Origin of the sequence: Streptomyces sp. NPDC023838 (assembly GCF_040639555.1) — a bacterium.
Classification (GTDB): Bacteria; Actinomycetota; Actinomycetes; order Streptomycetales; family Streptomycetaceae; genus Streptomyces.
In genome coordinates this window covers 105,808-130,800 of record NZ_JBFAAD010000022.1, presented here as the reverse complement: position 1 = coordinate 130,800, position 24,993 = coordinate 105,808, and the positions used below count along the sequence as shown (strand labels likewise).

19 protein-coding genes, 1 tRNA gene and 1 pseudogene are annotated in these 24,993 nt (G+C 72.7%); 13 read left to right on the top strand and 8 right to left on the bottom strand.

Features of this window, described 5'->3' with window-relative positions:
• Positions 1 to 235: 235 nt before the first annotated feature.
• A complete protein-coding gene (fdhD, locus tag AB0G17_RS25030) occupies positions 236 to 1,084 on the bottom strand; it encodes a formate dehydrogenase accessory sulfurtransferase FdhD (RefSeq protein ID WP_361386899.1) in 849 nt (282 codons plus the stop codon).
• A 1-nt stretch (position 1,085) separates the two neighbouring features.
• Positions 1,086 to 1,235 (bottom strand): annotated as a pseudogene (locus AB0G17_RS25025) (Fe-S-binding domain-containing protein); the annotation flags it as partial.
• Between the two features lie 140 nt (positions 1,236 to 1,375).
• On the opposite strand from AB0G17_RS25025, the gene AB0G17_RS25020 reads away from it, so the two are divergent.
• Positions 1,376 to 2,314, top strand: coding sequence for a beta-ketoacyl-ACP synthase III (locus AB0G17_RS25020; protein WP_361386929.1), 939 nt, complete (start codon positions 1,376 to 1,378; stop codon positions 2,312 to 2,314).
• 260 nt (positions 2,315 to 2,574) lie between these two features.
• A complete protein-coding gene (locus AB0G17_RS25015; RefSeq protein ID WP_361386896.1) occupies positions 2,575 to 4,110 on the top strand; it encodes an aldehyde dehydrogenase family protein in 1,536 nt (511 codons plus the stop codon).
• A 100-nt stretch (positions 4,111 to 4,210) separates the two neighbouring features.
• On the opposite strand, the gene AB0G17_RS25010 is transcribed toward AB0G17_RS25015, so the two are convergent.
• On the bottom strand, positions 4,211 to 4,666 hold the full coding sequence (locus tag AB0G17_RS25010; RefSeq protein WP_361386893.1) for a peroxiredoxin: 456 nt from the start codon (positions 4,664 to 4,666) through the stop codon (positions 4,211 to 4,213).
• 82 nt (positions 4,667 to 4,748) lie between these two features.
• Positions 4,749 to 6,023, bottom strand: a complete 1,275-nt coding sequence (locus AB0G17_RS25005; protein ID WP_361386926.1) for a DUF2254 domain-containing protein — start codon at positions 6,021 to 6,023, stop codon at positions 4,749 to 4,751.
• A 318-nt stretch (positions 6,024 to 6,341) separates the two neighbouring features.
• On the opposite strand from AB0G17_RS25005, the gene AB0G17_RS25000 reads away from it, so the two are divergent.
• From AB0G17_RS25000 to AB0G17_RS24985, 4 genes are all read left to right on the top strand, one after another.
• Positions 6,342 to 6,429: transfer RNA gene (locus AB0G17_RS25000), tRNA-Leu, on the top strand.
• A gap of 713 nt (positions 6,430 to 7,142) precedes the next feature.
• The gene (locus AB0G17_RS24995) at positions 7,143 to 8,846 is read left to right on the top strand and encodes a cytochrome bc complex cytochrome b subunit (RefSeq protein ID WP_361386890.1); all 1,704 of its coding nucleotides are present in this window, start codon (positions 7,143 to 7,145) and stop codon (positions 8,844 to 8,846) included.
• A gap of 281 nt (positions 8,847 to 9,127) precedes the next feature.
• Positions 9,128 to 11,185: a phosphocholine-specific phospholipase C gene (locus AB0G17_RS24990; protein WP_361386887.1), complete on the top strand. Its 2,058-nt coding sequence runs from the start codon at positions 9,128 to 9,130 to the stop codon at positions 11,183 to 11,185.
• 174 nt (positions 11,186 to 11,359) lie between these two features.
• Complete coding sequence (locus tag AB0G17_RS24985; protein WP_361386884.1) at positions 11,360 to 12,781, top strand: FAD-dependent monooxygenase; 1,422 nt, start codon at positions 11,360 to 11,362, stop codon at positions 12,779 to 12,781.
• Between the two features lie 31 nt (positions 12,782 to 12,812).
• Here AB0G17_RS24985 and AB0G17_RS24980 read toward each other — a convergent pair whose 3' ends face one another.
• Complete coding sequence (locus AB0G17_RS24980; protein WP_361386881.1) at positions 12,813 to 13,274, bottom strand: MarR family transcriptional regulator; 462 nt, start codon at positions 13,272 to 13,274, stop codon at positions 12,813 to 12,815.
• A 188-nt stretch (positions 13,275 to 13,462) separates the two neighbouring features.
• Here AB0G17_RS24980 and AB0G17_RS24975 point away from each other — a divergent pair, with 188 nt between their 5' ends.
• From AB0G17_RS24975 to AB0G17_RS24955, 5 genes are all read left to right on the top strand, one after another.
• A complete protein-coding gene (locus AB0G17_RS24975; RefSeq protein ID WP_361386879.1) occupies positions 13,463 to 14,266 on the top strand; it encodes a CoA-transferase in 804 nt (267 codons plus the stop codon).
• Positions 14,267 to 14,282: 16 nt separating this feature from the next.
• Positions 14,283 to 15,050 carry a CoA-transferase gene (locus AB0G17_RS24970; protein WP_361386876.1) on the top strand — a complete coding sequence of 256 codons (768 nt, stop codon included), beginning with the start codon at positions 14,283 to 14,285 and terminating at the stop codon, positions 15,048 to 15,050.
• A gap of 65 nt (positions 15,051 to 15,115) precedes the next feature.
• Positions 15,116 to 15,982 (top strand): protocatechuate 3,4-dioxygenase subunit beta, encoded by an 867-nt coding sequence (gene pcaH / locus AB0G17_RS24965; protein ID WP_361386873.1) that lies wholly within the window; start codon positions 15,116 to 15,118, stop codon positions 15,980 to 15,982.
• Positions 15,979 to 16,500, top strand: a complete 522-nt coding sequence (gene pcaG / locus AB0G17_RS24960; RefSeq protein WP_361386870.1) for a protocatechuate 3,4-dioxygenase subunit alpha — start codon at positions 15,979 to 15,981, stop codon at positions 16,498 to 16,500. Before pcaH ends, pcaG begins: the two co-directional genes overlap by 4 nt.
• A complete protein-coding gene (locus tag AB0G17_RS24955; protein WP_361386867.1) occupies positions 16,487 to 17,659 on the top strand; it encodes an alpha/beta fold hydrolase in 1,173 nt (390 codons plus the stop codon). The genes pcaG and AB0G17_RS24955 overlap by 14 nt, the downstream gene beginning before the upstream one ends.
• A gap of 7 nt (positions 17,660 to 17,666) precedes the next feature.
• On the opposite strand, the gene AB0G17_RS24950 is transcribed toward AB0G17_RS24955, so the two are convergent.
• From AB0G17_RS24950 to AB0G17_RS24940, 3 genes are all read right to left on the bottom strand, one after another.
• The gene (locus AB0G17_RS24950) at positions 17,667 to 18,428 is read right to left on the bottom strand and encodes a hypothetical protein (RefSeq protein ID WP_361386864.1); all 762 of its coding nucleotides are present in this window, start codon (positions 18,426 to 18,428) and stop codon (positions 17,667 to 17,669) included.
• Positions 18,428 to 19,708 carry a VWA domain-containing protein gene (locus AB0G17_RS24945; protein ID WP_361386861.1) on the bottom strand — a complete coding sequence of 427 codons (1,281 nt, stop codon included), beginning with the start codon at positions 19,706 to 19,708 and terminating at the stop codon, positions 18,428 to 18,430. Before AB0G17_RS24945 ends, AB0G17_RS24950 begins: the two co-directional genes overlap by 1 nt.
• Before the next feature lie 89 nt (positions 19,709 to 19,797).
• Positions 19,798 to 20,475 carry a helix-turn-helix domain-containing protein gene (locus tag AB0G17_RS24940; protein ID WP_361386858.1) on the bottom strand — a complete coding sequence of 226 codons (678 nt, stop codon included), beginning with the start codon at positions 20,473 to 20,475 and terminating at the stop codon, positions 19,798 to 19,800.
• Between the two features lie 304 nt (positions 20,476 to 20,779).
• Between AB0G17_RS24940 and AB0G17_RS24935 the strand changes: the two genes are divergently transcribed.
• Complete coding sequence (locus AB0G17_RS24935; protein ID WP_361386855.1) at positions 20,780 to 21,508, top strand: hypothetical protein; 729 nt, start codon at positions 20,780 to 20,782, stop codon at positions 21,506 to 21,508.
• Between the two features lie 39 nt (positions 21,509 to 21,547).
• Complete coding sequence (locus tag AB0G17_RS24930; protein WP_361386852.1) at positions 21,548 to 24,934, top strand: BTAD domain-containing putative transcriptional regulator; 3,387 nt, start codon at positions 21,548 to 21,550, stop codon at positions 24,932 to 24,934.
• Positions 24,935 to 24,993: the final 59 nt, after the last annotated feature.

Below are 24,993 nucleotides of genomic sequence, written 5' to 3'. Positions count from 1 at the left end.
ACCCCCCAGGTCATCACTTCGACAGAGGGGACACAGTCATACCGGGCCCGGAGGCCAGCGGCCCCATTGCAGGACCGCGAAAAACATAACGGGGGCGCTCCCCGTGGCCGGGTCCGGTACTCGCGCGTCGGCGGGCCCGGTCCCCGTGTGGCGGGCGGGGCCGGTGCCCGTGGGCGGGCGGCACTGTTACCCGCGCGGTGGCCGGGCCCCTGTACCCGCGCGCCGGCCGGGCCCCTCAGCTCTGGGCGGCCGGAGCCTCCAGCGCGATGCGGTGCTCGCCCGCGTACACGTTCATGGAGCCGCCCCGCAGAAAGCCGACCAGAGTCAGCCCCGTCTCGGCGGCCAGGTCCACGGCGAGCGACGACGGCGCCGAGACGGCGGCCAGCAGCGGGATCCCGGCCATCACGGCCTTCTGGGCCAGCTCGAACGAGGCCCGCCCCGAGACCAGCAGCACCGACCGCGACAGCGGCAGCCGCCCGTCCTGCAAAGCCCGCCCCACCAGCTTGTCCACCGCGTTGTGCCGCCCCACGTCCTCCCGTACGTCCAGGAGCTCGCCCTCCTCCGAGAAGAGCGCGGCGGCGTGCAGGCCGCCGGTCCGGTCGAAGACCCGCTGGGCGGCCCGCAGCCGGTCTGGCAGGGTCGCGAGCAGCTCGGGGGTGACGCGGACCGGGGGAGCGTCGGCGATCGGGAAGCGCGCCTGCGTACGGACGGCGTCCAGGCTGGCCTTGCCGCACAGGCCGCACGACGAGGTGGTGTAGACGTTGCGCTCCAGCGTGATGTCGGGGACCTCGACGCCGGGGGAGAGCTTCACGTCCACCACGTTGTACGTGTTGACACCCTCGGCGGTGGCCCCGGCACAGTAGACGATCGACTGCACGTCGTCGGCCGCCGCGAGCACGCCCTCACTGACCAGGAACCCGGCCGCCAGCGCGAAGTCGTCGCCGGGGGTGCGCATGGTGATGGCGAGCGGCTTGCCGTTCAGCCGGATCTCCAGCGGCTCCTCGGCCACCAGCGTGTCCGGCCGGGCGGAGACGGCTCCGTCCCGGATGCGGATGACGCGGCGGCGCTCGGTGACCCGTCCCATCTCATTCCCGATTCTGTACGTGTTGGAAGCCGGAGCGGCCATTGGCGCGGAGGTTGCCCTGGATCACCGGGTTGTCGTGCGGCGAGGTGACCTCGACGATCTCATTGTCCTGCACATGGAGGACGAGGCCGCAGCCGACGCCGAAGTACGCCAAGGCGGCCCAGGAGCTGACACAAGGCTCCAAAGCCACGCCGGTAAGCCTGTTGGATGTCTTGCCCCTGTACCGGTCGGTAGCCACGAAGACTGGATGGCTCCTGATGTCCTACGAGGGGAAACCGTGGCATGACCGGCATGCGAGGCTCACGCGTCGTCGCGCTCGGGCACTACCAGCCCGCCAAGGTGCTCACCAACGACGAGCTCGCCGCCATGGTCGAGACCAGCGACGAGTGGATCAGCAGCCGGGTCGGCATCCGCACCCGCCACGTCGCCGGGCCGGACGAGCCCGTCGACGAGCTGGCCGCGCACGCCGGCGCCAAGGCGCTGGCCGCCGCCGGACTGACCCCCGCCGACATCGACCTGGTCCTGGTCGCCACCTCCACCGCGATCGACCGCTCCCCGAACACCGCGGCCCGGGTCGCCGCCCGCCTCGGCATGGGCGCGCCCGCCGTCATGGACCTCAACGTCGTCTGCGCGGGCTTCACCCACGCCCTGGCCACCGCCGACCACGCCGTCCGGGCCGGCTCGTCCACCCGCGCCCTGGTCATCGGCGCCGACAAGATGACCGCGGTGACCGACTGGACCGACCGCACCACGTGCGTCCTGGTCGGCGACGGCGCGGGCGCCGCCGTGGTCGAGGCCGCGCAGGAGGAGCTGATCGGACCGGTGCTGTGGGGCTCGGTCCCCGAGATGGGCCACGCCGTACGGATTGAGGGCAGCCCGCCCGTCTTCGCCCAGGAGGGCCAGGCCGTCTACCGCTGGGCCACCACTCAGCTGCCGCCGATCGCCCGCCGGGTGTGCGAGCGTGCCGGGGTCACCCCCGAGGAGCTGGCCGCCGTCGTACTGCACCAGGCCAATCTCCGCATCATCGAGCCGGTGGCCCGCAAGATCGGCGCGGTGAACGCGGTGATCGCCCGCGATGTGGTGGAGTCCGGCAACACCTCGGCCGCCAGTATCCCGATGGCCCTGTCCAAGCTGGTGGAACGCGGCGAGATCCGTACCGGCGACCCGGTCCTGCTCTTCGGCTTCGGCGGCAACCTCTCGTACGCGGGCCAGGTCATCCGCTGCCCGTGAGTGCCTGTGAGTGTCTGTGAGTGCTTGGCAGTGCCCGTGAGTGCCTGGGGCGCCTCGGCAGCCTCGGCGGCCTCGGCGGCCTCGGCCGGGCCGTCCCGCCGCCCGCCCAACTGGGCCCCGCCTCACGTGATGTCACTCATAATTGACTGTGGGTGCGTATCGCGGCAGGTCCCTTGTCACTAACGTCGCCGTACGGCCGTCCGGTGCGAGGGCGGCCAGCGCCACCTCCTGCCCCGCCCGACCTGAGCGGAGACCCACAGATGGCACCCACCCTCATCCTCAAGCCCGGCACCGCCTGGTCCGACGCCTGGCAGCGCTGCCGGGCGATCGCCCCCGAAGCGTTCCGGGACGACCGCGTCCTCAACTTCTGGGGCGGCCAGTGGCAGCCCGACGGACGCGCCCTGCCGGCCACCAGCCCGGTCGACGGCAGCCCCATCGCCGGCCCGCCGCGGCTCGACGCGCCCACCGCCCGACAAGCGGTCCGCGCCTCCCTCGACCAGCACCGCGCCTGGCGGCACATCCCGCTGCCGGAGCGCCGCGCCCGCGTCACAGCCACCCTCGACGCGCTCACCGAACACCGCGAACTCCTCGCCCTGCTCCTCGTCTGGGAGATAGGCAAGCCCTGGAAGCTGGCCCAGGCAGACGTGGACCGGGCCATCGACGGGGTCCGCTGGTACGTGGAGAACATCGACGCGATGCTGGAGGGCCGCACCCCGCTCGACGGCCCGGTCTCCAACATCGCGAGCTGGAACTATCCGATGAGCGTGCTCGTTCACGCGATGCTGGTACAGGCACTGGCGGGCAACGCGGTCATCGCCAAGACCCCGACCGACGGCGGCCTTTCCTGTCTCACCCTGGCCAGTGCGCTGGCCGTGCGCGAGGGCATCCCCGTCACCCTCGTCAGCGGCAGCGGCGGCGAGCTCTCCGAGGCCCTGGTGCGCTCGCCGGAGATCGGCTGTGTGTCGTTCGTCGGCGGCCGCGACACCGGCGCGCGCATCGCCACGGCCGTCACCGACATCGGCAAGCGGCACATCCTCGAACAGGAGGGGCTCAACACCTGGGGAATCTGGAACTACACGGACTGGGACGCGCTTTCCGCCGTCATCCCGAAGCTTTACGACTACGGCAAGCAGCGGTGCACCGCGTATCCGAGGTTCGTCGTGCAGCGCGCGCTCTTCGACCGGTTCCTCGCCGCGTACCTCCCGGCGGTCCACACCATCCGCACGGGCCACCCCCTCGCGGTCGAGAAGCCCGAAGGCGCCCTGCCCGGGCTGGACTTCGGGCCGCTCATCAACGCGGCGAAGGCGAAGGAGCTGGGCGACCAGGTCGCCGAGGCCATCGACCGGGGCGCCGTCCCGCTGCACCGGGGCAGCCTCGCCGACGGCCGGTTCCTGCCGGGCCAGGACACCAGCGCGTATCTGCCGCCGGTGACCCTGCTCAACCCGCCGTCGTCCTCACCGCTGTTCCACGCGGAGCCGTTCGGCCCGGTCGACACCATCGTCCTGGTCGACACGGAGGCGGAGCTCCTGGCCGCCATGAACGCCTCGAACGGGGCGCTGGTCGCCAGCCTGTCGACCGACGACCCGGAGACGTACGCGCGCCTGGCGCCGCAGATCCGGGCGTTCAAGGTCGGCCGGGGCAAGCCGCGTTCGCGCGGCGACCGCGAGGAGCTGTTCGGCGGCTACGGCGCGTCGTGGCGCGGCGCGTTCGTCGGCGGCGAGCTGCTCGTACGGGCGGTGACCGAGGGTCCGGCGGGGGAGCGGTTGCCGGGGAACTTCCCGGAGACGTACGCGTAGGAGGCCCAGCGCCTGTCCGGTGGGTCCGGTCGGCTTCGGCGCGGGGTGCCGCCCCGAAGCCCGGCCCCGGGCAGGCGCCCGGGCGGCGCGCGTCCGCGACTCAGGCCTCGCGGTTGCGCAGGGCGGCGAGGGCGCGGTCGGCGTGGACGCTCATGCGGATCTCGCTCTTGACGATCTCCAGCACCCGGAGGTCGGTGTCGATGACGAACGTGACGCGCTTGGTCGGGGCCATGCTGAACCCGCGCTTGACGCCGAACAGCTCCCGTACCGTGCCGTCGGAGTCCGAGAGGAGCGGATAGCCGAAGGAGTGCTTCTGCGCGAACTCGGCCTGCCGCTCCACCGCGTCGGCGCTGATGCCGACCGGCTGGGCCCCGAGCGCCCGGAACTCCGCGGCGATGTCGCGGAAGTGGCACGCTTCGGCGGTGCAGCCGGGGGTGAAGGCGGCCGGGTAGAAGAAGAGCACCACCGGGCCCTGGGCCGCGAGCCCGGAGAGGGTGCGCGGGGTGCCGGTCTCGTCGGGGAGCTTGAAGTCGTCGACGGTGTCGCCAATTCTCATGCGCGCAGTCAACCACTGGAGCCGGGACAGGGGGCCGGGGGGCAGCGGTCAGGGGGGCGGGGGTTGGGGACTCGGGTTGGGGCTAGCCGATGCCCTGTCGGTCCGCCTCCAGCGCGAACGCGCGCTCCGCCGCCTCCGGAATGCCCCGTTCCACGGCGTGGACGAGGAGGGCCCGGTGCCGGAGGAGGGGCGGGCGCCGCTGCTCGGGAGCCAGCCGCAGCAGTTCGTCGAGAGCCGCCACGATCCGCCGGGTGACCTGGGGGCTGCCGACGGCGTACGTACGGATCTCGGTGAACCCGAGGTCGACGAGGTTCTCCCAGGAGGGGACGGGCTGCACCAGCCGTACGGCACCTTGGCGGTCGCAATGTGCCACGGCGCCGAGCGGCCGGTGGGCGAGTTCGGCGAGGAGCTGCACGATCCGGTCGAGGCACTGCACGGCCGTCGTCGGATCGTTCACGGCGGGGGAGAGGGCCCGCAGCGCGATGTCGCAGAGCTGCCGCAGCCCGAAGCCGAGGTCCTGGTGGAAGGTGCGCTCCACCCCCACCGACACGGTGTACCCGAGCGCCCCGCGCGACGGCGCCCGCCCGCCGTGCACCGCGAGCACGGGCGTCCCCGGCACCACGAAGTCCCCGGTCGTGGGGATCAGCCGCAGGACGACGCCCTGCCGCCGGGCCGCGCGCACGAGCCGCGCGATGTTCACGTCCCGCAGCACACCGGCCCGCCCGCTGTGTCCCACCTGCCCGTTCTCCACCGGCAGCGGCGCTTCGCCGATCACACCCCGGGGCATCTTGTGCACCACGCGGAACGCCTCGACGGTGATCCGGTCGACGACGTGGCCGACGCGCATCAGCCGCAGCGTGGCGTTCACGTACGCGATGAAGAGCAGCAGACTCAGCGCGACCATGGCGATCGTGAGCAGGCTCTGCGCGATGGGCACGCTGTCGACGAGCTTGGGATCGGTCTCCCCGCTGTACGAGGTGAGGACGAGCAGCGACAGCGCGAAGGTCGCCAGGAAGACGGCGAGGGTCAGCTTGGTGATCCGGGACCGTACGAAGATCCGCACCACCCGCGGGGTGAACTGCCCGCTGGCCATCTGCACGGCGACCAGCGAGATGCTGAAGACGACACCGATGAAGGTCATCATCGCCGAGCTGACGGTGGTGATCACGGTCTTCAGGTCGTCGACGATCCCGATCAGATCGCTGACAGCCGCGTACTCCTGATGCCGCTGGAGCTCCTCGACGACCGCCGTGTCCAGCCAGTGCGCCAGCAGCCACAGCACGCATACCAGCGCCAGCGCCGCGCTCGGCGCGAACCAGAAGTTGTCCCGCAGATGCTCCCGCAGCGGCGACAGCATCCGCGGCCGCCGATAACGTTCGCCGTCGCCCACACCCCGAGGCTAGGCCCGCACAGCGCACCGCCCGGCCGTCCCACGCCCGACGGGCCCGCTGCCACCCACATGGGCGCGCCCGCACCCCGCCGAGTTCACACGGGGTGCACACACGGCCACGCTCCGCCCCCAATCCAGCGATGAACGGCCCAATCACTCGAATCGGCACCCATCCCAAGGCCCAGCGACGGCCTGACCACGCAATATGCGGGTGAACGCCACCTCAAACCCCTGGTAGAGTTATCTCTGTCGCCGCGGGCAGCAAGCCCGCGAGACAGACACCTTGTCCGGGTGGCGGAATGGCAGACGCGCTAGCTTGAGGTGCTAGTGCCCTTTATCGGGCGTGGGGGTTCAAGTCCCCCCTCGGACACCAGCTGAGACCCCACTTCACGTGGGGTTTTCTGCTTTTCTGGGGTTCAAGGAAGCCCGAGGCTCCAGTCAGCAGCTCGCCGGGTACCACCCAGGCCCCCACTCCTGCGCGCACCTTTACTGAGACCAGCGGCGCACGGCCGAGAGTGACACCACCTCCGCCTCCGCCGGTCCGCCCAGCGTGCGCCATACCAGCGGGCATGCGTGGTGACCCAGGCCTCTTCAGCCGCCTTCCCGCACAACGCGTGACTGCCCCTCGCTTCGTTTCGTCGTCAGGCGCTTCGTTGAGCGTCGGGCAGGCCGCGCTGCCGCCCCGTACCGCTAGCAGACCGTTGTGCTTGTTTTGGGTATACGTAAGATCCAGATACCTGGCGATCTAGCTGGTTTGTGCGTGCGATTGACGAGAGACGCGGCTAGTGAACTAGACCATCCGGTTGGTATTCTCGGGGCGACCCAACACCGCGCAGGGGAGCCACACTTGAACACCATCGTCATGACAGCCATGCCCGTCGTCGCATTCGAGCCCACCTGGGAGGTCGTCGCGCCCGACGGCGGTTCCGGCCGCGGTCCCGTCGGCTGACCCTCCCGTACGGCGCGGACCGGCGCCACGTGGTCCGCCTCACGCAACTCCCGGCCGGGTAGGGGCTGTTGGCGGGGGTGTCGGCGTGTCTACCCTGTTACAGGCCTTGAGGGATGGAACGCCTGAGGGGGAGACACATGAGTACCGATATCAGGAGCGGCACCGAGGACACAGCGCGGCCGGCGGAGCCGGCGAAGGGTGAGCGGCTGGCCGACTGGGCGGACGGGCGTCTTGGCATCTACTCGATCGCCAGGACCCAGATGCGCAAGATCTTCCCGGACCACTGGTCGTTCATGTTCGGCGAGATCTGCCTCTACAGCTTTCTCGTTCTCATTCTCACCGGTATCTATCTGACCCTCTTCTTCGAGCCGAGCGGCGTCGAGGTCGTCTACCACGGCTCGTACACCCCGCTGAGCGGCGTCCGGATGACCAGGGCCTACGAGTCCACCATCGACCTCAGCTTCGATGTGCGCGGCGGGCTGCTGATACGTCAGATCCACCACTGGTCCGCGCTCGTCTTCTGCGCCGGGCTGCTGGTGCACATGATGCGGGTGTTCTTCACCGGGGCCTACCGCAAGCCGCGCGAGCTGAACTGGCTCTTCGGCTGGACCATCCTGTTCACGGCCCTCATCACCGGTCTCACCGGCTACTCGCTCCCGGACGACCTGCTCTCCGGCACCGGCATCCGGTTCGCCGACGGCGCGATCCTGTCGATCCCGGTCATCGGCACGTACATCTCCTTCTTCCTCTTCGGCGGAGAGTTCCCCGGGCACGACATCATTCCGCGGCTCTACTCGGCGCACGTACTGCTGCTGCCAGGTCTCATCCTGGGGCTGGTCGTCACCCATCTGATCCTGGTCTTCTACCACAAGCACACCCAGTTCGCCGGGCCGGGCCGGAGCGAGAAGAACGTGGTGGGCGCGCCCCTGATGCCCGTCTACACCGCCAAGGCGGGCGGCTTCTTCTTCCTGGTCTTCGGGCTGCTGACCATCATGGGTGCCGTGGCGACCATCAACCCCGTGTGGGCGATGGGGCCTTACCGGCCCGACCTCGTCTCGACCGGCGCCCAGCCCGACTGGTACCTGGGCTTCTCGGAGGGCCTGATCCGGGTGATGCCGGGATGGGAGATCAACGCCTGGGGCCATACGCTCGCCCTCGGCGTCCTCATCCCCTTCACGCTCTTCCCGCTCCTGCTCGCCGCGATCGGCGCCTATCCGTTCATCGAGGCCTGGGTCACCGGGGACAAACGCGAGCACCACATCGCGGACCGGCCGCGCAACCACCCCGTCCGCACCGGCCTCGGCACGGCCTGGCTGGCCATGTACTTCGTGTGTCTGATCGGCGGCGGCAACGACCTGTGGGCCACCCACTTCCACCTCTCGATCAACTCGATCACCTGGTTCGTACGGATCGGCTTCTTCGCCGTGCCGGCGATCACCTTCATCGTCACCAAACGCATCTGCCACGGACTCCAGCTCAGCGACCGCGACAAGGTGCTGCACGGCCGGGAGAGCGGCCGCATCAAACGGCTGCCGCACGGTGAGTACGTGGAGGTGCACGAGCCGCTCGACCAGGGTCAGCTCTACAAACTCACCCAGCACGAACAGCTCGCGTTCTTCGAACTGGGGCCGGAGGTCGACGAGAACGGCGTACGACGCACGATCCCCCGCTCCCAGCGGCTGCGCGCCAAGCTCGCCAAGGCGCTGTACGGGCCGGGCTCCCACGTGCCCAAGGCCACCGCCGAGGAGTACAAGCAGATCCAGAGCGATCACGGCCACGGCCACGGCGACGAACATCAGCAGTTGGAAGAGGGGCAGGAGCAGGCGCGTCCGGCGCACTGACCCCCGCCCGGCCTCGTCGCCTCCCCAGCGCGTCCGCCGCACCGACACCCGGCCGCGTCGCCTCGTCGCCTCCCCAGCGCGTCCGCCGCACCGACACCCGGCCGCGTCGCCTAGTCGCCTCGTCGGTACGCAACTCAGGCCCCGCCCCCACGGCGGGGCCTGTTCGTCTTCCGTACCGACGCGCGTCACGGATACGCCACTGGGTCTTCCGTATACGGCGCTGTTCTTGGAACACTCCAGTCGCTTCTGTCCCCACACCCTTTGCAGAGGTCACCTCACTCATGGCTGAACTCAATCGGCGCCGGTTCATGCAGCTCGCCGGCGGCACCGCGGCCCTCACCATGCTGTCCGACAGCATCGCCCGCGCCGCCGCCATCCCGGCGCAGGGCAGCACCGGCAGCATCCAGGACGTCGAGCACGTCGTCGTCCTGATGCAGGAGAACCGTTCCTTCGACCACTACTTCGGCTCGCTCAAGGGCGTGCGCGGCTTCGGTGACCCGCGGCCCGTCACGCTCCCCAGCGGCAAGTCGGTCTGGCACCAGGAGGGCGGCGGCAAGGAAGTGCTGCCGTTCCGGCCCAAGGCGGACAACCTCGGTCTCCAGTTCATCCAGGACCTCAACCACGACTGGTCCGGCGGCCACAAGGCGTTCAACAACGGCAAGTACGACCAGTGGGTGCCCGCCAAGACGTCCACCACGATGGCGTACCTCACCCGTGAGGACATCCCGTTCCACTACGCGCTCGCCGACGCCTTCACCATCTGCGACGCGTACCACTGCTCGTTCATCGGCTCCACCGACCCGAACCGCTACTACATGTGGACCGGGTACACCGGCAACGACGGCACCGGCGGCGGTCCCGTCCTCGGCAACGACGAGAAGGGGTACGGCTGGACGACCTACCCCGAGCGCCTGGAGAAGGCCGGGGTGTCCTGGAAGATCTACCAGGACATCGGCGACGGCCTGGACGCGGCCGGCGGCTGGGGCTGGATCAACGACGCCTACCGCGGCAACTACGGCGACAACTCGCTGCTGTACTTCAACAGCTACCGCAACGCCAAGCCCGGCGACGCGCTCTACGAGAAGGCGCGCACCGGCACCAACGCCAAGGCGGGCCAGGGCTTCTTCGACATCCTCAAGGCCGACGTGCAGGCCGGGAAGCTGCCGCAGGTCTCCTGGATCGCCGCGCCCGAGGCGTTCACCGAGCACCCCAACTGGCCCGCCAACTACGGCGCCTGGTACATCTCGCAGGTGCTCGACGCGCTCACCTCCAACCCCGATGTGTGGGCCAAGACCGCGCTGTTCATCACGTACGACGAGAACGACGGCTTCTTCGACCACATCGTGCCGCCGTTCCCGCCCTCCTCGGCCAACCAGGGCCTCTCCACGGTCTCGACCTCGGCCGACTACTACGCCGGAAGCGTCAGTTACGCGGCCGGTGCCTACGGGCTCGGCCAGCGCGTCCCGATGCTCGTCGTCTCGCCCTGGTCCACCGGCGGCTACAGCTGCTCCGAGACCTTCGACCACACCTCGATCATCCGCTTCATGGAGCGCCGGTTCGGCGTCCAGGAGCCCAACATCTCGCCCTGGCGGCGGGCCATCTGCGGCGATCTGACCTCGGCGTTCGACTTCGGCAAGTCGAACACCACGCCCGCCGCACTGCCCTCGACGGCCGCCTATGTGCCGCCGGACCACAACCGGCACCCGGACTTCGTGCCGGTGCCACCCACGACCGGCAGCGTGCCGAGGCAGGAGCCTGGCTCGCGGATGACCCGGCCGCTGCGGTACGCGCCGTACGTCGACGGCTCGGCGAACGTGTCCACCGGCAAGTTCACGCTGACCTTCAGCGGGGGCGCCTCGGCGGGCGCACAGTTCCTGGTGACCTCCCCGAACCGCACCGACGGGCCGTGGACGTACACCACCGAGGCGGGCAAGACGCTCGCCGACGCGTGGAACACCGCGTACTCCAAGGGCACCACGGACCTCACGGTCTTCGGCCCCAACGGGTTCCTGCGCACGTTCCGCAACCCCGGCAGGACCGCGGGCCCCGAGGTGCGTGCCCGGCACAACGCGGCCACCGGCAACCTCGACCTGACCCTGACCAACGCGGGCACGTCGAGCGCGCGCCTCACGGTCACCAACGGGTACGGCGGCGCCTCCCAGGCGCTCACGGTCCAGCCGGGCGCCACCGTCAAGTACACGGTCGACCTGACGGCGAGCAGGCGCTGGTACGACGTGTCGGTGGTCTCCAGCTCCAGCTCCACGTTCCTGCGCCGGTTCGCGGGACACGTGGAGACCGGCGCGGTGGGTGTCAGCGACCCGGCGATCCTCACCGCCTGAGAACGTGACGCACGCGGCCGGGCCGTCCCCCTGGGGGCGGCCCGGCGGTGTTCCCGGGCTCCGCCCGCCGCCGAGCGATCGGATCGGGCCACATCGTATGAATCCGGCAGTTCGGGACCGACGCGGCACGTCATACTGGTCGGCCACGGACCGCGGCGGACAAGGGGAAGTACGTTGCTGGAGACGGTGAACGGGACCAGTGCGTCCCAGGGCGGGGGGCGGCACGCCGTCGTCATCGGGGGGAGCCTGGCGGGGCTGCTCGCGGCTCATGTACTGGCGGACCATGCCGAGCGGGTGACGATCGTCGAGCGCGACCGGCTGCCCGAAGGGCCCGAGGCGCGCGGGGGCGTGCCGCAGAGCCGCCACACCCATGTGCTGATCCCGGGCGGCCAGGAGGTGTACGACGCGCTCCTGCCCGGCTTCACCGACGAGCTGATGGCGCACGGCGCGCCCCGCGTCGGCGCGCCGAACGACCTCGTGCAGTGGCAGGGTGGGCGCTGGTTCCGCCGCACCGAGGAGACCGCCTTCTTCGTCAGCCCGACCCGCCCCCTGCTGGAGTGGCTGGTGCGCCGCCGGGTGCTGGCCAACCCCCGGATCGAGCTCGTCGAGGCCACCGAGACCGTGGGCCTGGTCGGTGATGCCTCGCGGGTGCGCGGGGTGTTGCTGCGCGAGCGGGGCGCGGCAGCCACCGCCGTGGGCCGGGAGCCGCAGCGGCTCGCCGCCGACCTCGTGGTCGACGCCTCGGGGCGCGGCAGCCGGGCCGCCGACTGGCTGACCGGCATCGGCGCCGAACCGGCCGCCGAGGAGACCCTGGAGACCGGCCTCGCCTACGCGACCCGTGTCTACCGTACGGGCGAGGACGGATCGGGCGACGGCGACGTGGGCGGCCACTTCATCGTGCCCAACCCCGGCCAGACGTACGGGGCGGTGGTGATGCCCGTCGAGAGCGACCGCTGGATGGTCACGCTCTGGGGGCTGCGCGGCGCCGAACCGCCGCTGGACGACCGGGGGTTCACCGAGTACGCCGACCGCCTGCCGCACCCGATCGTCCGCCGCTGGCTGGACGCGGCCAAGGCCGACTCGCCCGCGCTCGCCTATCGCACCACCGCGAACGTCCGCCGCCGCTACGACCGCCCGGGCCGGCGCCCCGCCGGTTTCCTGGCCACGGGGGACGCCCAATGCGTCTTCAACCCGATCTACGGCCAGGGCATGACGGTCGCCGCCATGAGCGCCCTCGCGCTGCGCGACGCGCTCGCCGACGGCCGTCGTACGCCGACGACCCGGCGCGTACAGAAGGCGATGCTCGACGTGGCGCGGCAGGCGTGGGACATCTCGGCCGGGTCGGACAAGAACATGCCGACCGCCTCGGGCAGCGCGGCGCGCAGCACCCTGGCCGACCGGGTCTCCGGCTGGTACCTCGGGCGGGTGGAGGCCCGCGCGCCCGGTGACCCGGTGGTCGGCGAGGTCTTCCGCGACGTGCTGTATCTGAGCGCGCCGGTCTCCGCGCTCTTCGCGCCGCGCATCGCCAAGGCCGTGCTGTTCGGCCCCGTACGACCGACCCCGCAGGAGCCGCCGCTGCACCGCGAGACGAGCTGAACCGAGCAGCCCCGGGGGAAGGAGGGCGGGGTCAGCTCGCCTCCGCCTCCTCGGCGGCGTTGCCGAAGCCCTCCGCCGCGTCCGCGACCCGGCGCAGCAGATCGAGGAAGACGGTCTGTTCGGCGCGGGCCAGCGGGGCGAGGAAGACCTCGTTCATCCGGGCCGTGCGGACGGTCAGTTCGTGGTGCACCGCGCGGCCCTCGTCGGTGACGGCGAGCCGGGAGCGCCGGCCGTCGCGCGGGTCGCGCGTCTTGCGCAGCAGGCCGCGCCGGGTGAGCCGGGTGACGACCTCGGCGATGGTCGACCGGTCCAGGCCCACCCGCTCGCCGACCGTCCGCTGGTCCAGGCCCGGGGAGGCGACCAGCGTGTTGAGGACGGCGAACTGCGGGGACGTGGTCTGTTCGGAGACCATCGTGTTCCAGAGCAGGTAGTGGACCTGCTGGAGCCGCCGGGCCAGATGTCCGGGGTGGCCGCTCAAGTCGACTGCGGACACGGCGTGTTCCTCTCGTGCTGCCGCTCATAGCGAGCGCTTTCGGTCAACCGCGTACGGTCAGGTGTTCAGCGCCCTGCGGGTGTTGACCCGTCCGACTCGTCCCGTTAGCTTCGGAAGGCGGTAGTCGTCAGTGCACTGACTAAACACTGACCCTACCGCTACGGGGAAGCGAAGGGCAGGGGGAAGCAATGGCCGAAATTCGAGGGCTGCGCGAGGCGGTGGCCGACCTGATCCACGACGGGGACACCGTCGCCATGGAGGGGTTCACGCACCTCATTCCGTTCGCGGCGGCCCATGAGGTCATCCGGCAGGGCATCACCGATCTCACGCTGGTGCGGATGACCCCGGACGTGATCTACGACCAGCTCATCGGGGCCGGGCTGGCCAGGAAGCTGGTGTTCTCCTGGGGCGGCAACCCGGGCGTCGGCTCGCTGCACCGGTTCCGCGACGCGGTCGAGAACGGCTGGCCGCGGCCGCTGGAGCTGGACGAGCACAGCCACGCGGGCATGGCCAACCGCTATGCGGCGGGCGCCTCGCGCCTGCCGTTCGCACTGCTCAACGGCTACCGGGGGAGCGATCTCGGCCGCCGCACGACAACGCTGTCAAGGGTCGACTGCCCCTTCACCGGGCAGGAGCTGGCGGCGGTGGCCGCGGTCAACCCGGACGTCACGGTCATCCACGCCCAGCAGGCCGACGCGGAGGGCAACGTCCAGCTGTGGGGGCTCGCCGGGGTGCAGAAGGAGGCGGTCCTGGCGGCCGAGCGGGTGCTCGTCACCGTCGAGGAGCTCGTCGAGGAGCTGGAGCCGCGCCCGGGCGGGGTGATGCTGCCGGGCTGGGTCGTCGACGCCGTCGCCTGGGTGCCGGGCGGCGCCCATCCCTCGTACGCCGCCGGGTACTCGGAGCGGGACAACGACTACTACCGGGAGTGGGACCGCGTCTCGCGGGACCGCGAAGTGTTCCAGCGGTGGCTCAGGGAGTGTGTGACCGGATGAAGGAGCGGGTGAGCGGATGAGCGACGGGCCGGGCCGGGGCCGCCTCGGCGGCGATGTGCTGATGGAGGTCGCGGCGGCGCGGGCCCTGGCGGGCGCGCGGACGTGCTTCGTGGGCATCGGGGTGCCGTCCACGGCCGCCAACCTCGCCCGCCGCGTGCACAACCCCGGCCTGGTCCTCATCTACGAGTCCGGGGCCATCGGCGCCAAGCCGTCCCGGCTGCCGCTCTCCATCGGCGACGGTGAACTCGCGGACACCGCCGACACCCTGGTCCCGGTGGCCGAAATGTTCAACTACTGGCTCCAGGGCGGCCGTATCGATGTCGGCTTCCTCGGCGCCGCCCAGCTGGACCGGTACGCCAACATCAACACGACCGAGGTGGACCGGGGTTCCGGTCGTCCGCGGGGGCGGCTGCCCGGCGCGGGCGGCGCGCCCGAGATCGCCGCGCACTGCGGCGAGGTGCTGATCGTGGTGCGCCACTCACCGCGCACCCTGGTCGAGCGCCTCGACTTCGTCACCACCCTGGGCCACGGCAGCGGCCCCGGCGACCGCGCCCGGTACGGGCTGCTCGGCCGGGGCCCGGTCGCCGTCATCACCGACCTCGGCGTGCTGCGCCCGGACCCGGAGACGGCCGAACTGGTCCTGACAGAGGTGCACCCCGGCGTCACCGTCGACCAGGTGCGGGAGGCCACGGGGTGGCGGCTGCGGACCGCCGACCAGGTGGGCGTGACTTCGCCGCCCAGCGACAGGGAGCTGAGGGAGCTGACCGCGCTCACGTCGGCCTGACAACGTCTGGCAATGCGCCTGACAACGCCTGGCATCAGCCTGAAATCGGTCTGGAGGAGGCAGGGATGACATCTCGTCAGCAGTACGGGACACCGCCCGACGGTCTCGATCAACATGTCGTCGGCACCGAGGCGGCCGACCTCCGGGCCGCCGTGCGGAACGCCGACCACCCGCCGGGCGACCACCCGCCGGGCGACCACCCGCCCGGCGACCACCCGCGGCGCGACTTCCCGCCGTACGTGGGGAGCCGGCTGCGCCACCCGCGGCGCCCGCCCCTCCATGTGCGCGACCCGGAAGCCGTGGAGCTGCGCGGGCCGGTCTTCGGCCCCACCGACGTGGGCCCGCTCGACCACGATCTGACCGCGCACCACCGGGGCGAGCCGCTGGGGGAGCGCATCACGGTCAGCGGCCGGATCGTGGGCCGCGACGGGCGGCCGGTCGCGGGCCAGCTGACCGAGATCTGGCAGGCCAACGCGGCCGGGCGGTACGCCCATCAGCTCGACCGGCACCGCGCGCCCCTCGACCCGCACTTCACCGGCTTCGGCCGCTGCCTCACCGACGCGGACGGGCGGTACGCCTTCACCACGATCAAGCCGGGCGCCTATCCCTGGCAGAACCACGAGAACGCCTGGCGGCCCGCGCACATCCACTTCTCGCTCTTCGGGACCGCCTTCACCCAGCGGCTGGTCACCCAGATGTACTTCCCCGGCGACCCGCTGCTGGCCCACGACCCGATCCTGCTCGCGGTCCCCGACGAGGCCGCGCGCAGCCGTCTGGTCGCGGCGTACGACCCCGAACTCTCCGTCCCCGACTGGTCGTTGGGCTACCGCTGGGACATCGTCCTCGACGGCCCCACGGCCAACTCGTTCGAGGGGTGCGACGAGTACGAGGAGTACCGGGAGTCGGAGACGTACGAGGAGGGGAAACGGTGAGGCACCCCACGCCCTCCCAGACCATCGGCCCCTTCTACGGCCACGCCCTGCCCTTCGCGGGCGGCGCCGCGATGGCCCCGCCCGGCCACCCGGACACGCTCACGCTGCACGGCCACGTCTACGACGGCGAGGGCGAGCCCGTGCCGGACGCCCTCCTGGAGTTCTGGCAGCCGGGGCCCGACGGCTCCCGCACCGGCAGGCCCGGCTCCCTCGGCCGCAACGGGGTCGACTTCACCGGCTTCGGCCGGGTCCCCACCGACGCGTCCGGCCACTGGACCCTGCGCACGCTGGCGCCGGGCGGGGTCCCGTACCTCTGCGTCGCGGTCTTCGCCCGGGGCCTGCTGGACCACCTGTTCACCCGGGTGTATCTGACCGACGCGCCGGACCCGCTGCTCGACTCCCTGGAGCCGGAGCTGCGCCGCACGCTGGTGGCGGTGCCCGACCCGGGAGCGCGCGGCCACCGCTTCGACATCCACCTCCAGGGCGCGAAGGAGACGGTGTTCCTTGAGTTCCGCTGACCCCGCTGACCCCGGGAGCCCCGGCGACCCGGGGGGTGCCTGGCTCCCGCACCACCGCTGTGAAGGCCCGGCGGGCGGCCCCGTGCTGCTCCTCGGGCCCGCCCTGGGGACCTCCACCGCCGTGTGGGACGGCGTCGCCCCCGGGCTCGCCGCCACCCACCGCGTCGTCCGGTGGGACCTGCCCGGTCACGGCGGCTCGCCCACCGGGCCGATCGGTCCCGGGGCGGGCGTCGGGGACTTCGCCCGCCTCGTGCTGCGCCTCGCGGACTCGCTGGGCGTGCGCGGCTTCTCGTACGCGGGGGTCTCGCTCGGCGGGGCGGTCGGGATGTGGCTCGCCGCGCACCACCCGGATCGGGTGGACCGGCTCGCCGTGGTCTGCGCCTCGGCGGACTTCGGCGGCCGCGAACCCTGGCACGGGCGCGCCGCCGTCGTACGGAGGGAGGGGATGGAGCCGGTCGCGGCGGGCGCGGCCGGGCGGTGGTTCACGCCCGGGTTCGAGGCGCCGGGCCCGCTCGCGGACCTGCGCGCCACCGACCCGCGCGGATACGCGGCGGCGTGCGACGCGCTGGCCGGGTACGACCTGCGGACGGAGCTGAAGAAGATCGCGGCGCCGACGCTGGTGGTCGCCGGACGGGCCGACGCGGTCACGCCGCCCGCGCACGCGCGCGAACTCGCCGACGCCGTCCCGGACGCCTCGCTCGTGGAGATCGCGGGCGCCTCCCACCTCGCCCCGGTGGAGCGCCCCGAGGCCGTACTGGCCGCCCTGCGCGGCCACTTCGCGCCACCCACGCCCGGCGGCGCCGCCATCCGCCGCGAGGTCCTCGGGGACGCCCACGTCGACCGGGCCGAGGCCCGGACCGACGCGTTCACCGCCCGCTTCCAGGACCTCGTCACCCGGTACGCCTGGGGCGAGGTCTGGGGCGACCCGACGCTGAGCCGGCGCGAGCGCAGCCTGATCACGCTGACCGCTCTGGTGGCCCGGGGGCAGCTGGACGAGCTCGCCCTCCATGTGCGGGCCGCGCGGCGCGGCGGGCTCACCCCGGACGAGATCGGCGCGGCCCTGCTGCAGAGCGCCGTCTACTGCGGGGTGCCCGCCGCCAACTCCGCCTTCGCCGTGGCCCAGCGCGTGCTGGCCGAGCCGACGGCGCAGGCGGAGTGACGGGCCGTCAGCCCTGCGGCACGTACGACGGCCGGCCCCGGCCGCGGGTCAGCGTGTACCCGGCGACACCGGCGAGCGCGCCGAGCACACCGCCGACGGCCGTCCAGATCCAGCGGTCGGTCCACCAGCCGGACGACCAGCCGTCCTCCGGCTCGGCCTTCGGGCCGCCCGCCCCCAGCGGGGTGGAGAGGCTGCCGTCCACCGCGTGGGAGCCACCCGTCTTCAGGGTGGTCGGCTTCATCTCCGCCTTGACCGGCAGACCCCTCTCGGAGGCGGGCAGACCGACGGCGGTAAGCCGTACGTAGTAGCTGCCCGGCAGCGGGTCGTTCGACCAGGCGTCGGCCCAGGCCCGCACCGGGCGCAGCGTGCAGGAGAGCGTCACGCTGGTGGCGTCGGGCGCGGCCGCGCGGGACTGCGCTCCGTACATGCACGGCTGGCGGCGGCGCAGCCCGTCGTACACGTCGATCCGCCAGGTCGTGGCGGCCTGGCGGCCGGCCGACGGCAGCGTCACCGTGGCGTCGACGGTGGGGCGCTGCCCCGCGTCGGCGGGGAAGACCCAGTACAGGTAGTCACCGCTGGAGGCCGTCGCCGTGGCCTGCTGGCCCTGCTTGACGGGCGTGGCGGTGCGGAACGTGGTGCCCGCCTCCGTCGGCGCGCCGCTCGACTTGCTCGGGCTCGGAGAGGGCGTGTCGGCCAGCGCCGGGGCCGCCGGGGCGAGCAGCGCGGCCCCGGTCAGCAGTGCGGCGGCCAGGATCCTTGTGGTACGCATCAGTTGGTCCTCCAGACAGCCACGCGCCAGCGCGAGATCCAGCCCCACAGCAGACCGGCGACCAGGCCGGTGAGCACCAGGAAGCCCAGCAGCCACCAGCCGCGGCCGAGGCCGAAGGCGGCCACGTCGGAGGGCTGGTCGGGGCCGTCCACGACGTCCACGGTCAGCTCGACCGGCATGCCCGGCGTGGTCTTCACCGACGCGGGCGCCGAGAAGGAGTTGCTGACCTGGAGGCAGACGGTCTCCACGGCGTCCTTGCCGTCCTTCGCCTTCTCCTTCGCCTCCGGCTTCGGATAGCGCAGACCCGTCGAGATCAGGTCGGTGCGGCCGTCGCCCGCCTCGGAGCCGCGGACGATCTCCCGGCCGTGCCGGGTGACGGCCCGCATCAGGACGCCGTGGTCGTTGTTGACGGCGCGGTCGGCGCCGACGCTGACGGCGGCGCGCAGCTCCTGGCCGGGCTTGACGTCGACCTTGTACCAGCGGTGCTCACCGAACGTCTCGCGGTCGGTGTACAGGCCGGGCTTGAGCTGGGGCGCGCTCTCGCAGCTCGCGGAGCCGGTGGTGGCGACCGGGACGACCACCGGGTCGGCGGCGCGGTCCACCGACTGCTTGACGCGGTCCTTGAGTTCGTCCTTGTGCTTCACGGAGGTGTACGTGCCGCCGGTCGCCTGGGCGATGCAGGTCAGCTGGTCACGGGTCTTGGCGTCCGGGTTCAGGCCGAGGGTGTCGATGACCAGGTGGATGCCCTGGGCGGCGATGTCGCGCGCCACCTCGCACGGGTCGAGCGGGGCGCAGGTGTCCTCGCCGTCCGTGATGAGCACGATCCGGCGGGTCGCCTCGCCGCCCTTGAGGTCCTGCGCCGCGCCCTGCAGGGCGGGACCGATCGGCGTCCAGCCGGTCGGGGCGAGGGTGGCGACGGCGGTCTTCGCCTCGGTGCGGTCGAGCGGGCCGACCGGGTACAGCTGGCGGGTGTCCTTGCAGCCGACCTGCCGGTCGTTGCCCGGGTAGTTGGCGCCGAGCGTGCGTATGCCGAGCTCGACCTCCGGCGGGACCGAGTCCAGTACGTCGTTGAAGGCCTGCTTGGCGACGGCGATGCGGGACTGGCCGTCGATGTCGCGGGCCCGCATCGAGCCACTGACGTCGAGCACCAGCTCGACCTTGGGTGCGGCCTTCTGCGCGGGCGGTCCGTCGGCCGCGACCGCGTCGGCCGGGAGGATACCGGTGGCGAGGGTGGCGAGCAGCGCGCCCACCCCGGCCGCCAGCCGTTTTCTGGTGATCATCGCCGGATCCTATGGAAGATCGTATCCCCGCCCAAATCCAGCGGTGCGGCGGCCGGTTCCGCCGAGCGGCGGGCCGAGGGCGGCCGGCGTCAGGGATCCGCGCGCTTCACGCTCTCCAGGAGCATGTCCAGCCACTCGGTGACCTTGTCCCGGTGCTCGTCGCTGGGGAGCTGGGCGGCCCGCCAGGCGATGCCGCGCACCCCGTGGTCCTGGAGCAGGCGCTCCAGCGGGTCGTCCCCGGCCGGGGCGAGTGTGTCGAGTTCGCGCTCCCGGTCGTGCTCGCGGGCGGCGAAGGCGTGCAGCAGCTCCTGCTCGGTGCGGAGCAGCGCGTCGGCCAGCGCCTCGCTGTCCTCGGCGGTGAGATAGCCCGCGTGGACCTTGAAGAAGCGCTGGATGGCGTCGCAGTGCTCCATGGTCGGGCGCCGGTCGCCGTTGATGAGCGCACCTGCCTGCTGGCGGGACATCCCGGCGCCGTCGGCGATCTCCTGCTGGGTGTAGGGGCGCCCGTTGGGTTTCAGCCGGGAGCGGCGCAGCGCTCCGAACCGCTGGAGGAACCGCGCCTGGACGTCCGGTTCGCCCGCCGGCCGGCCCTCCAGCAGCGCCTGGACGACGTCGGCCGGAACGCCCGAGGCGTCGGAGAGCTGGTGGATGTCGAAGACCTCTGCCTGGCTCATTCCGAGCTTTCGAGCCAGTTCGTGGACGCGGGCGGCGACGTCCCCCAGGGGGCCCGTGGCCGCCGGTCCCGGATCCGAGAAGCCGTCCGTCACCAGTCATTCTCCTAGATCACACGAGTTGCTCCGCACAGCTCGAACACAAAGTGAATATGTCCGGAGGCTACTTGCTCGCGCCGTTGAGAACCAGAACTTGCCACAGCTGTGGCGTATTTGAGGCGTTCTCGGGCCGGAATGCCACGATGGTTGACATTCCGTTGTCGGCGGGAGCAGGATCGCAGCACGGTGCGAAGATCGACCTCTGTGCCATGAGGCCGCTGGGCCATGACGACGCAGGGGACGGCAGGCGCACCGCGTGCCTGCAAGAGGAGTCGCGTTCTCGATGGTGAAAGAACCGTTGGTGAACAGGTCAGCCGGCCCCGTACCGGAGAACGTACGGGGCGCCACCGCCACCGCCACCGGCCAGTGGGACGCCGAGGCGCGTGCCTATGTCGACGACCACATCGCGATGATGGACGCCACGGACTTACCGTCGTTCCTCGTCGACCGCAGCTGGAACATCGTGCACGCCAACACCGCGTACGACACGCTCTTCGAGGCCGTGGGCCCCCACCCCACCGCGATGCCGCGCGACAACTTCCTGCGTTTCGTCCTCTTCCACCCGCGCGCGGCCACCGTGCTCGCCCAGCACGAGACGGACTGGTGCCTGCCCATGCTCGCGCAGCTCTCGGCCGCCCTGGAGCAGGACCCGCACGACCCCGAACTGCGCGCCGTGCGCCGCGAGATCGGCGACGACCCGTTGATGAGCGCGGCCTACCAGCAGGGCCTGCCGCACTGGATGCGCATGGTCGGCCCCGCCGCCGTCGACCACGACGGGACCGTGCGCGCGGTGCGCCACCCCGACCCGGGCTGGGACGCCGTGGAGTGCCGGGTCCTGGACGAGTCCTCCGGCACGCTGGGCGAGCTGGGGCTGCGCCGCGTCACCCTGGTCCTGCGCCGCGAGCCCGCCGCGCCCCGCGCGCACGGGCCCGAGAGCGCCCCCGGGAGCGCCCCCAAGAACGTCGTGATCACCCGGCGCCGGGGCCATCTGAGCGTCGTCCGCACGGACCCGGCCCCCGCTGGAGGCTGACCGCGCGTCACCCGCCGCGCCACTGTGGACAATGGGCGGGTGACACTCCGCTACCGCGTACTCGGACCGACGCGGGCCCTGTGCCCGGACGGCAGTCAGACGCCGCTCGGCGGCGCCCGGCTGCGGGCGCTGCTCGCCGCGCTGGCGGCGGGCGCCGGGCGCGCGGTGCCCGTGGAGGCGCTGGCCGCACAGGTCTGGGGCGACGGCGACACCGCGCCCGCCGACGAGGCCGCGGCGGTACAGGCGCTGGTGGGACGGCTGCGGCGGGCACTCGGCCCGGGCGCGGTGGAGTCCCTGCCGGGCGCCTACCGGCTGGCCGCCGACCCCGACGACATCGACGTGTTCCGCTTCGAACGGCTGGCGCGCGAGGGCGCGGACGCGCTGGCGGACGGGGACGCGCGGCGGGCGGCACACCTGCTCGACCAGGCCCTCGCGCTGTGGCAGGGACCGGTCCTGGCCGACCTTCCGGCACGGGAGCGGGACCCGCTGGCCGTCCGGGCCGAGCGCCGCCACTTCGAGGCGCGCCGGTCCCGCCTCGCCGCCGAGACCGCGCTGGGCCGCGCCGAGCACGTCCTGCCCGAACTGGCCGCCCTGGTCGCCGCGGCGCCGCTGGACGAGCCGCTGCGGGCCCTGTACCTGCGCGCGCTGACGGCGGCCGGGCGCCGGGCCGAGGCACTGGTGGCGTACGAGTCGGCCCGGGTCGCCCTCGACGAGGCGCTGGGCGCCGCCCCCGGGCCCGAACTACGGGCGCTGCACGCCGAGTTTCTGCGGGACGACCCCTCGGCGGCGGACCCGGCCGCGCGGGCCGCGACGCCCCCGTACGCGCAAGACGCGCCACCCGCCGACGCCCGCCCCGGCGACCTCCGCGCCCGGCCCACCTCGCCCCCGTACGCGCAAGACGCGCCGCATCCCAGCACCCGTCCCGGCAACCTCCGCGCCCGGCTCACCTCCTTCGTCGGGCGCGAGCCCGAACTCCTCGCCCTGCGGGCGGACTTGACTGAGGCGCGGCTCGTCACCCTCACCGGGCCCGGCGGTGCGGGCAAGACCCGGCTCGCCCTGGAGGCCGCCGATGCCGTCGGGCACGCGTGGGCCGACGGCGTCTGGCTGGCCGAGCTCGCGCCCGTACGGGAGGCCGCGCAGCTGCCGCAGGCCCTGCTCACCGCGCTCGGGGCGCGCGAGAGCGTGCTGCTCGCGGGGGCCGAGGCCGGAGCCCGCGACCCGCTGGAGCGGCTCGTCGCCCACTGCGGCCACCGCCGCATGCTGCTCGTCCTCGACAACTGCGAGCAGATCGCCGCCGGGGCGGCCGAGCTGGCGCACGAACTGCTCACCGGCTGCCCGGGCGTCACCGTCCTCGCCACAAGCAGGGAGCCCCTCGGCGTCCCGGGGGAGCGGGTGCGCGGGGTCGGGCCGCTGCCGCTGGACACCGCCCTGCGGCTGTTCGGCGAGCGCGGCGCGGCGGCCCGGGCCGGCTTCCGGGTGGCCGAGGACCCGCAGGCCGCAGCCGAGATCTGCCGCCGCCTCGACGGGCTGCCGCTCGCCCTGGAACTCGCCGCCGCCCGGCTGCGGATGCTCACCCCGCGCCAGCTCGCGGACCGCCTCGACGACCGGTTCCGGCTGCTCGGGGACGGCGGCCGGACCAGCAGGACGCTGCGGCCCCGCCAGCAGACCCTGCGGGCCGTCGTCGACTGGTCCTGGGAGCTCCTCGACGCGCGCGAGCGGGCCGTGCTGCGCCGCCTCGCCGTCTTCTCCGGCGGCTTCGCGCTGCCGCAGGCGGAGGCGGTGTGCGCCGATCCCGCCGACCCGGCGGACGACCCCGCCGACGTGCTCGGGCTGCTCGCCTCCCTCGTCGACAAGTCGCTGGTCGTGGCGGTCCCGGACGGGGCGACGATGCGCTACCGGCTCCTTGAGACCGTCGCGGAGTACGCCGCCGAGCGCCTCGCGGAGTCCGGCGAGCGCACCGCGGCCGAGCTGCGCCATCTGGTCGCGTACCGCGAACTCGCCCGCACCGGCGAGGCCGTGCTGCGTGGGCCCCGGCAGGCCGACGGAATGCGGCGGTTCGAGACGGAGCACGAAAACATCCGGGCCGCGCTGGCCAGGGCGGTCGAGCACGGCCGCGAGCAGGACGCGCTCTGTCTGACCCTGTCGATGAGCTGGTTCTGGCAGCTGCGCGGCCACCAGTCCGACGCCCACGCCCGGTCGCTGGCCGTGGCCGGGATGGGCCCCGACCCGTTCGCGGAGCCGGTGCGCCCCGCCGTGCCGCTCGCCGCGCGCTGCACCGACGCGCCGCCGCCGTGGTCCGGGGAGCAGGTGTGGGAGGCGCGGCGCGGGGTGCGGCTGATGCTGTTCGCGGGCGGCGGCGGCGACGGCGAGGGCGCGGAGTTCGCCCGTCCCGAGGCCCAGCCCCATCTGCGGCGCATCGTGGCCGCGTACGGCACCGCGATGCCGCAGAACTGCCGCCAGCCCGGGTCCGTCTGGTACTTCGCCCGGATGCTGACCCACGAGTTCACCGGGTTCCCGCAGGCCGTCGACGCGATGGTCGAGGACTGCCGGGCGCTCGGCGAGCCGTGGGACCTCGCCTTCGCGCTGCTGCTGCGGTCCAAGCTGGTCGGCGGCCCGGACGCGGACGAGGCGCTGGCCCTGTTCGAGCGGCTCGGGGATCCGTGGGCCATCGCGGAGACGCTCTCCGCGCGCGGCGAGGACCGCTCGCGGCAGGGCCGGTACGAGGAGGCCGCGGCCGACTTCGAGCGTGCCATGGAGTCCACCACGTGGATCGGCGCGTACGCCCAGGGGCCGATGTTCAAGGCGCGCCTCGCCACCGTCCGCCTCGCCGTCGCCCGGACGGACGAGGAGACCGGGCGGGCCGAGCGGCTGCTGCTCGACGCCGTCGAGGAGTCGCGCCACTATGCGGGCGAGGGCGTCGGCACCGCCCGGATGCTGCTCGCCCACCACTATGCCGCCACCGGCCGCGTCGAGCTCGCCCGCGAGCAACTGCGCCTGATGGAGGCTGAGTTCACCAAGACCGTCCCGGAGATGTTCCGCGGTCTGGTCGCCGGGGTGGAGGGCTGGCTGGACTGCATCGGCGGCGCGTACGCGGACGCGCTCGGGCGGGTGCGGGAGGCGGTGCGGCAGCTGGAGGGGCAGGCCTATCTGGTCGCCCCGAACCTGATTACCAGTCAGTTCCTGGTCGCCGCCTGGGCGAAGGCGCATCTGGGCGCCGCCGAGGAGGGCGCCCGTCTGCTCGGCGCGTACGACCGGCACGCCACCGGGGAGCACGGCGGCTTCGGGCTGCGCCCGCTGCCGTCCGAGCCTGCCGTGCGGCGCCGCGCCGAGGCCGAGCTGCGCGCGGTGCTCGACGACAGCGCGTACCGCCGCGCCCACACGGAAGGCGACGGGCTCGCGGTGGCGGCGGCCGCGGCCCTGGTCTGAGGTGCGGTGGTGACCCCGGAGAAGGGGGAGTACGCCAGGGGCGCGTGAAGCTCGGCTGT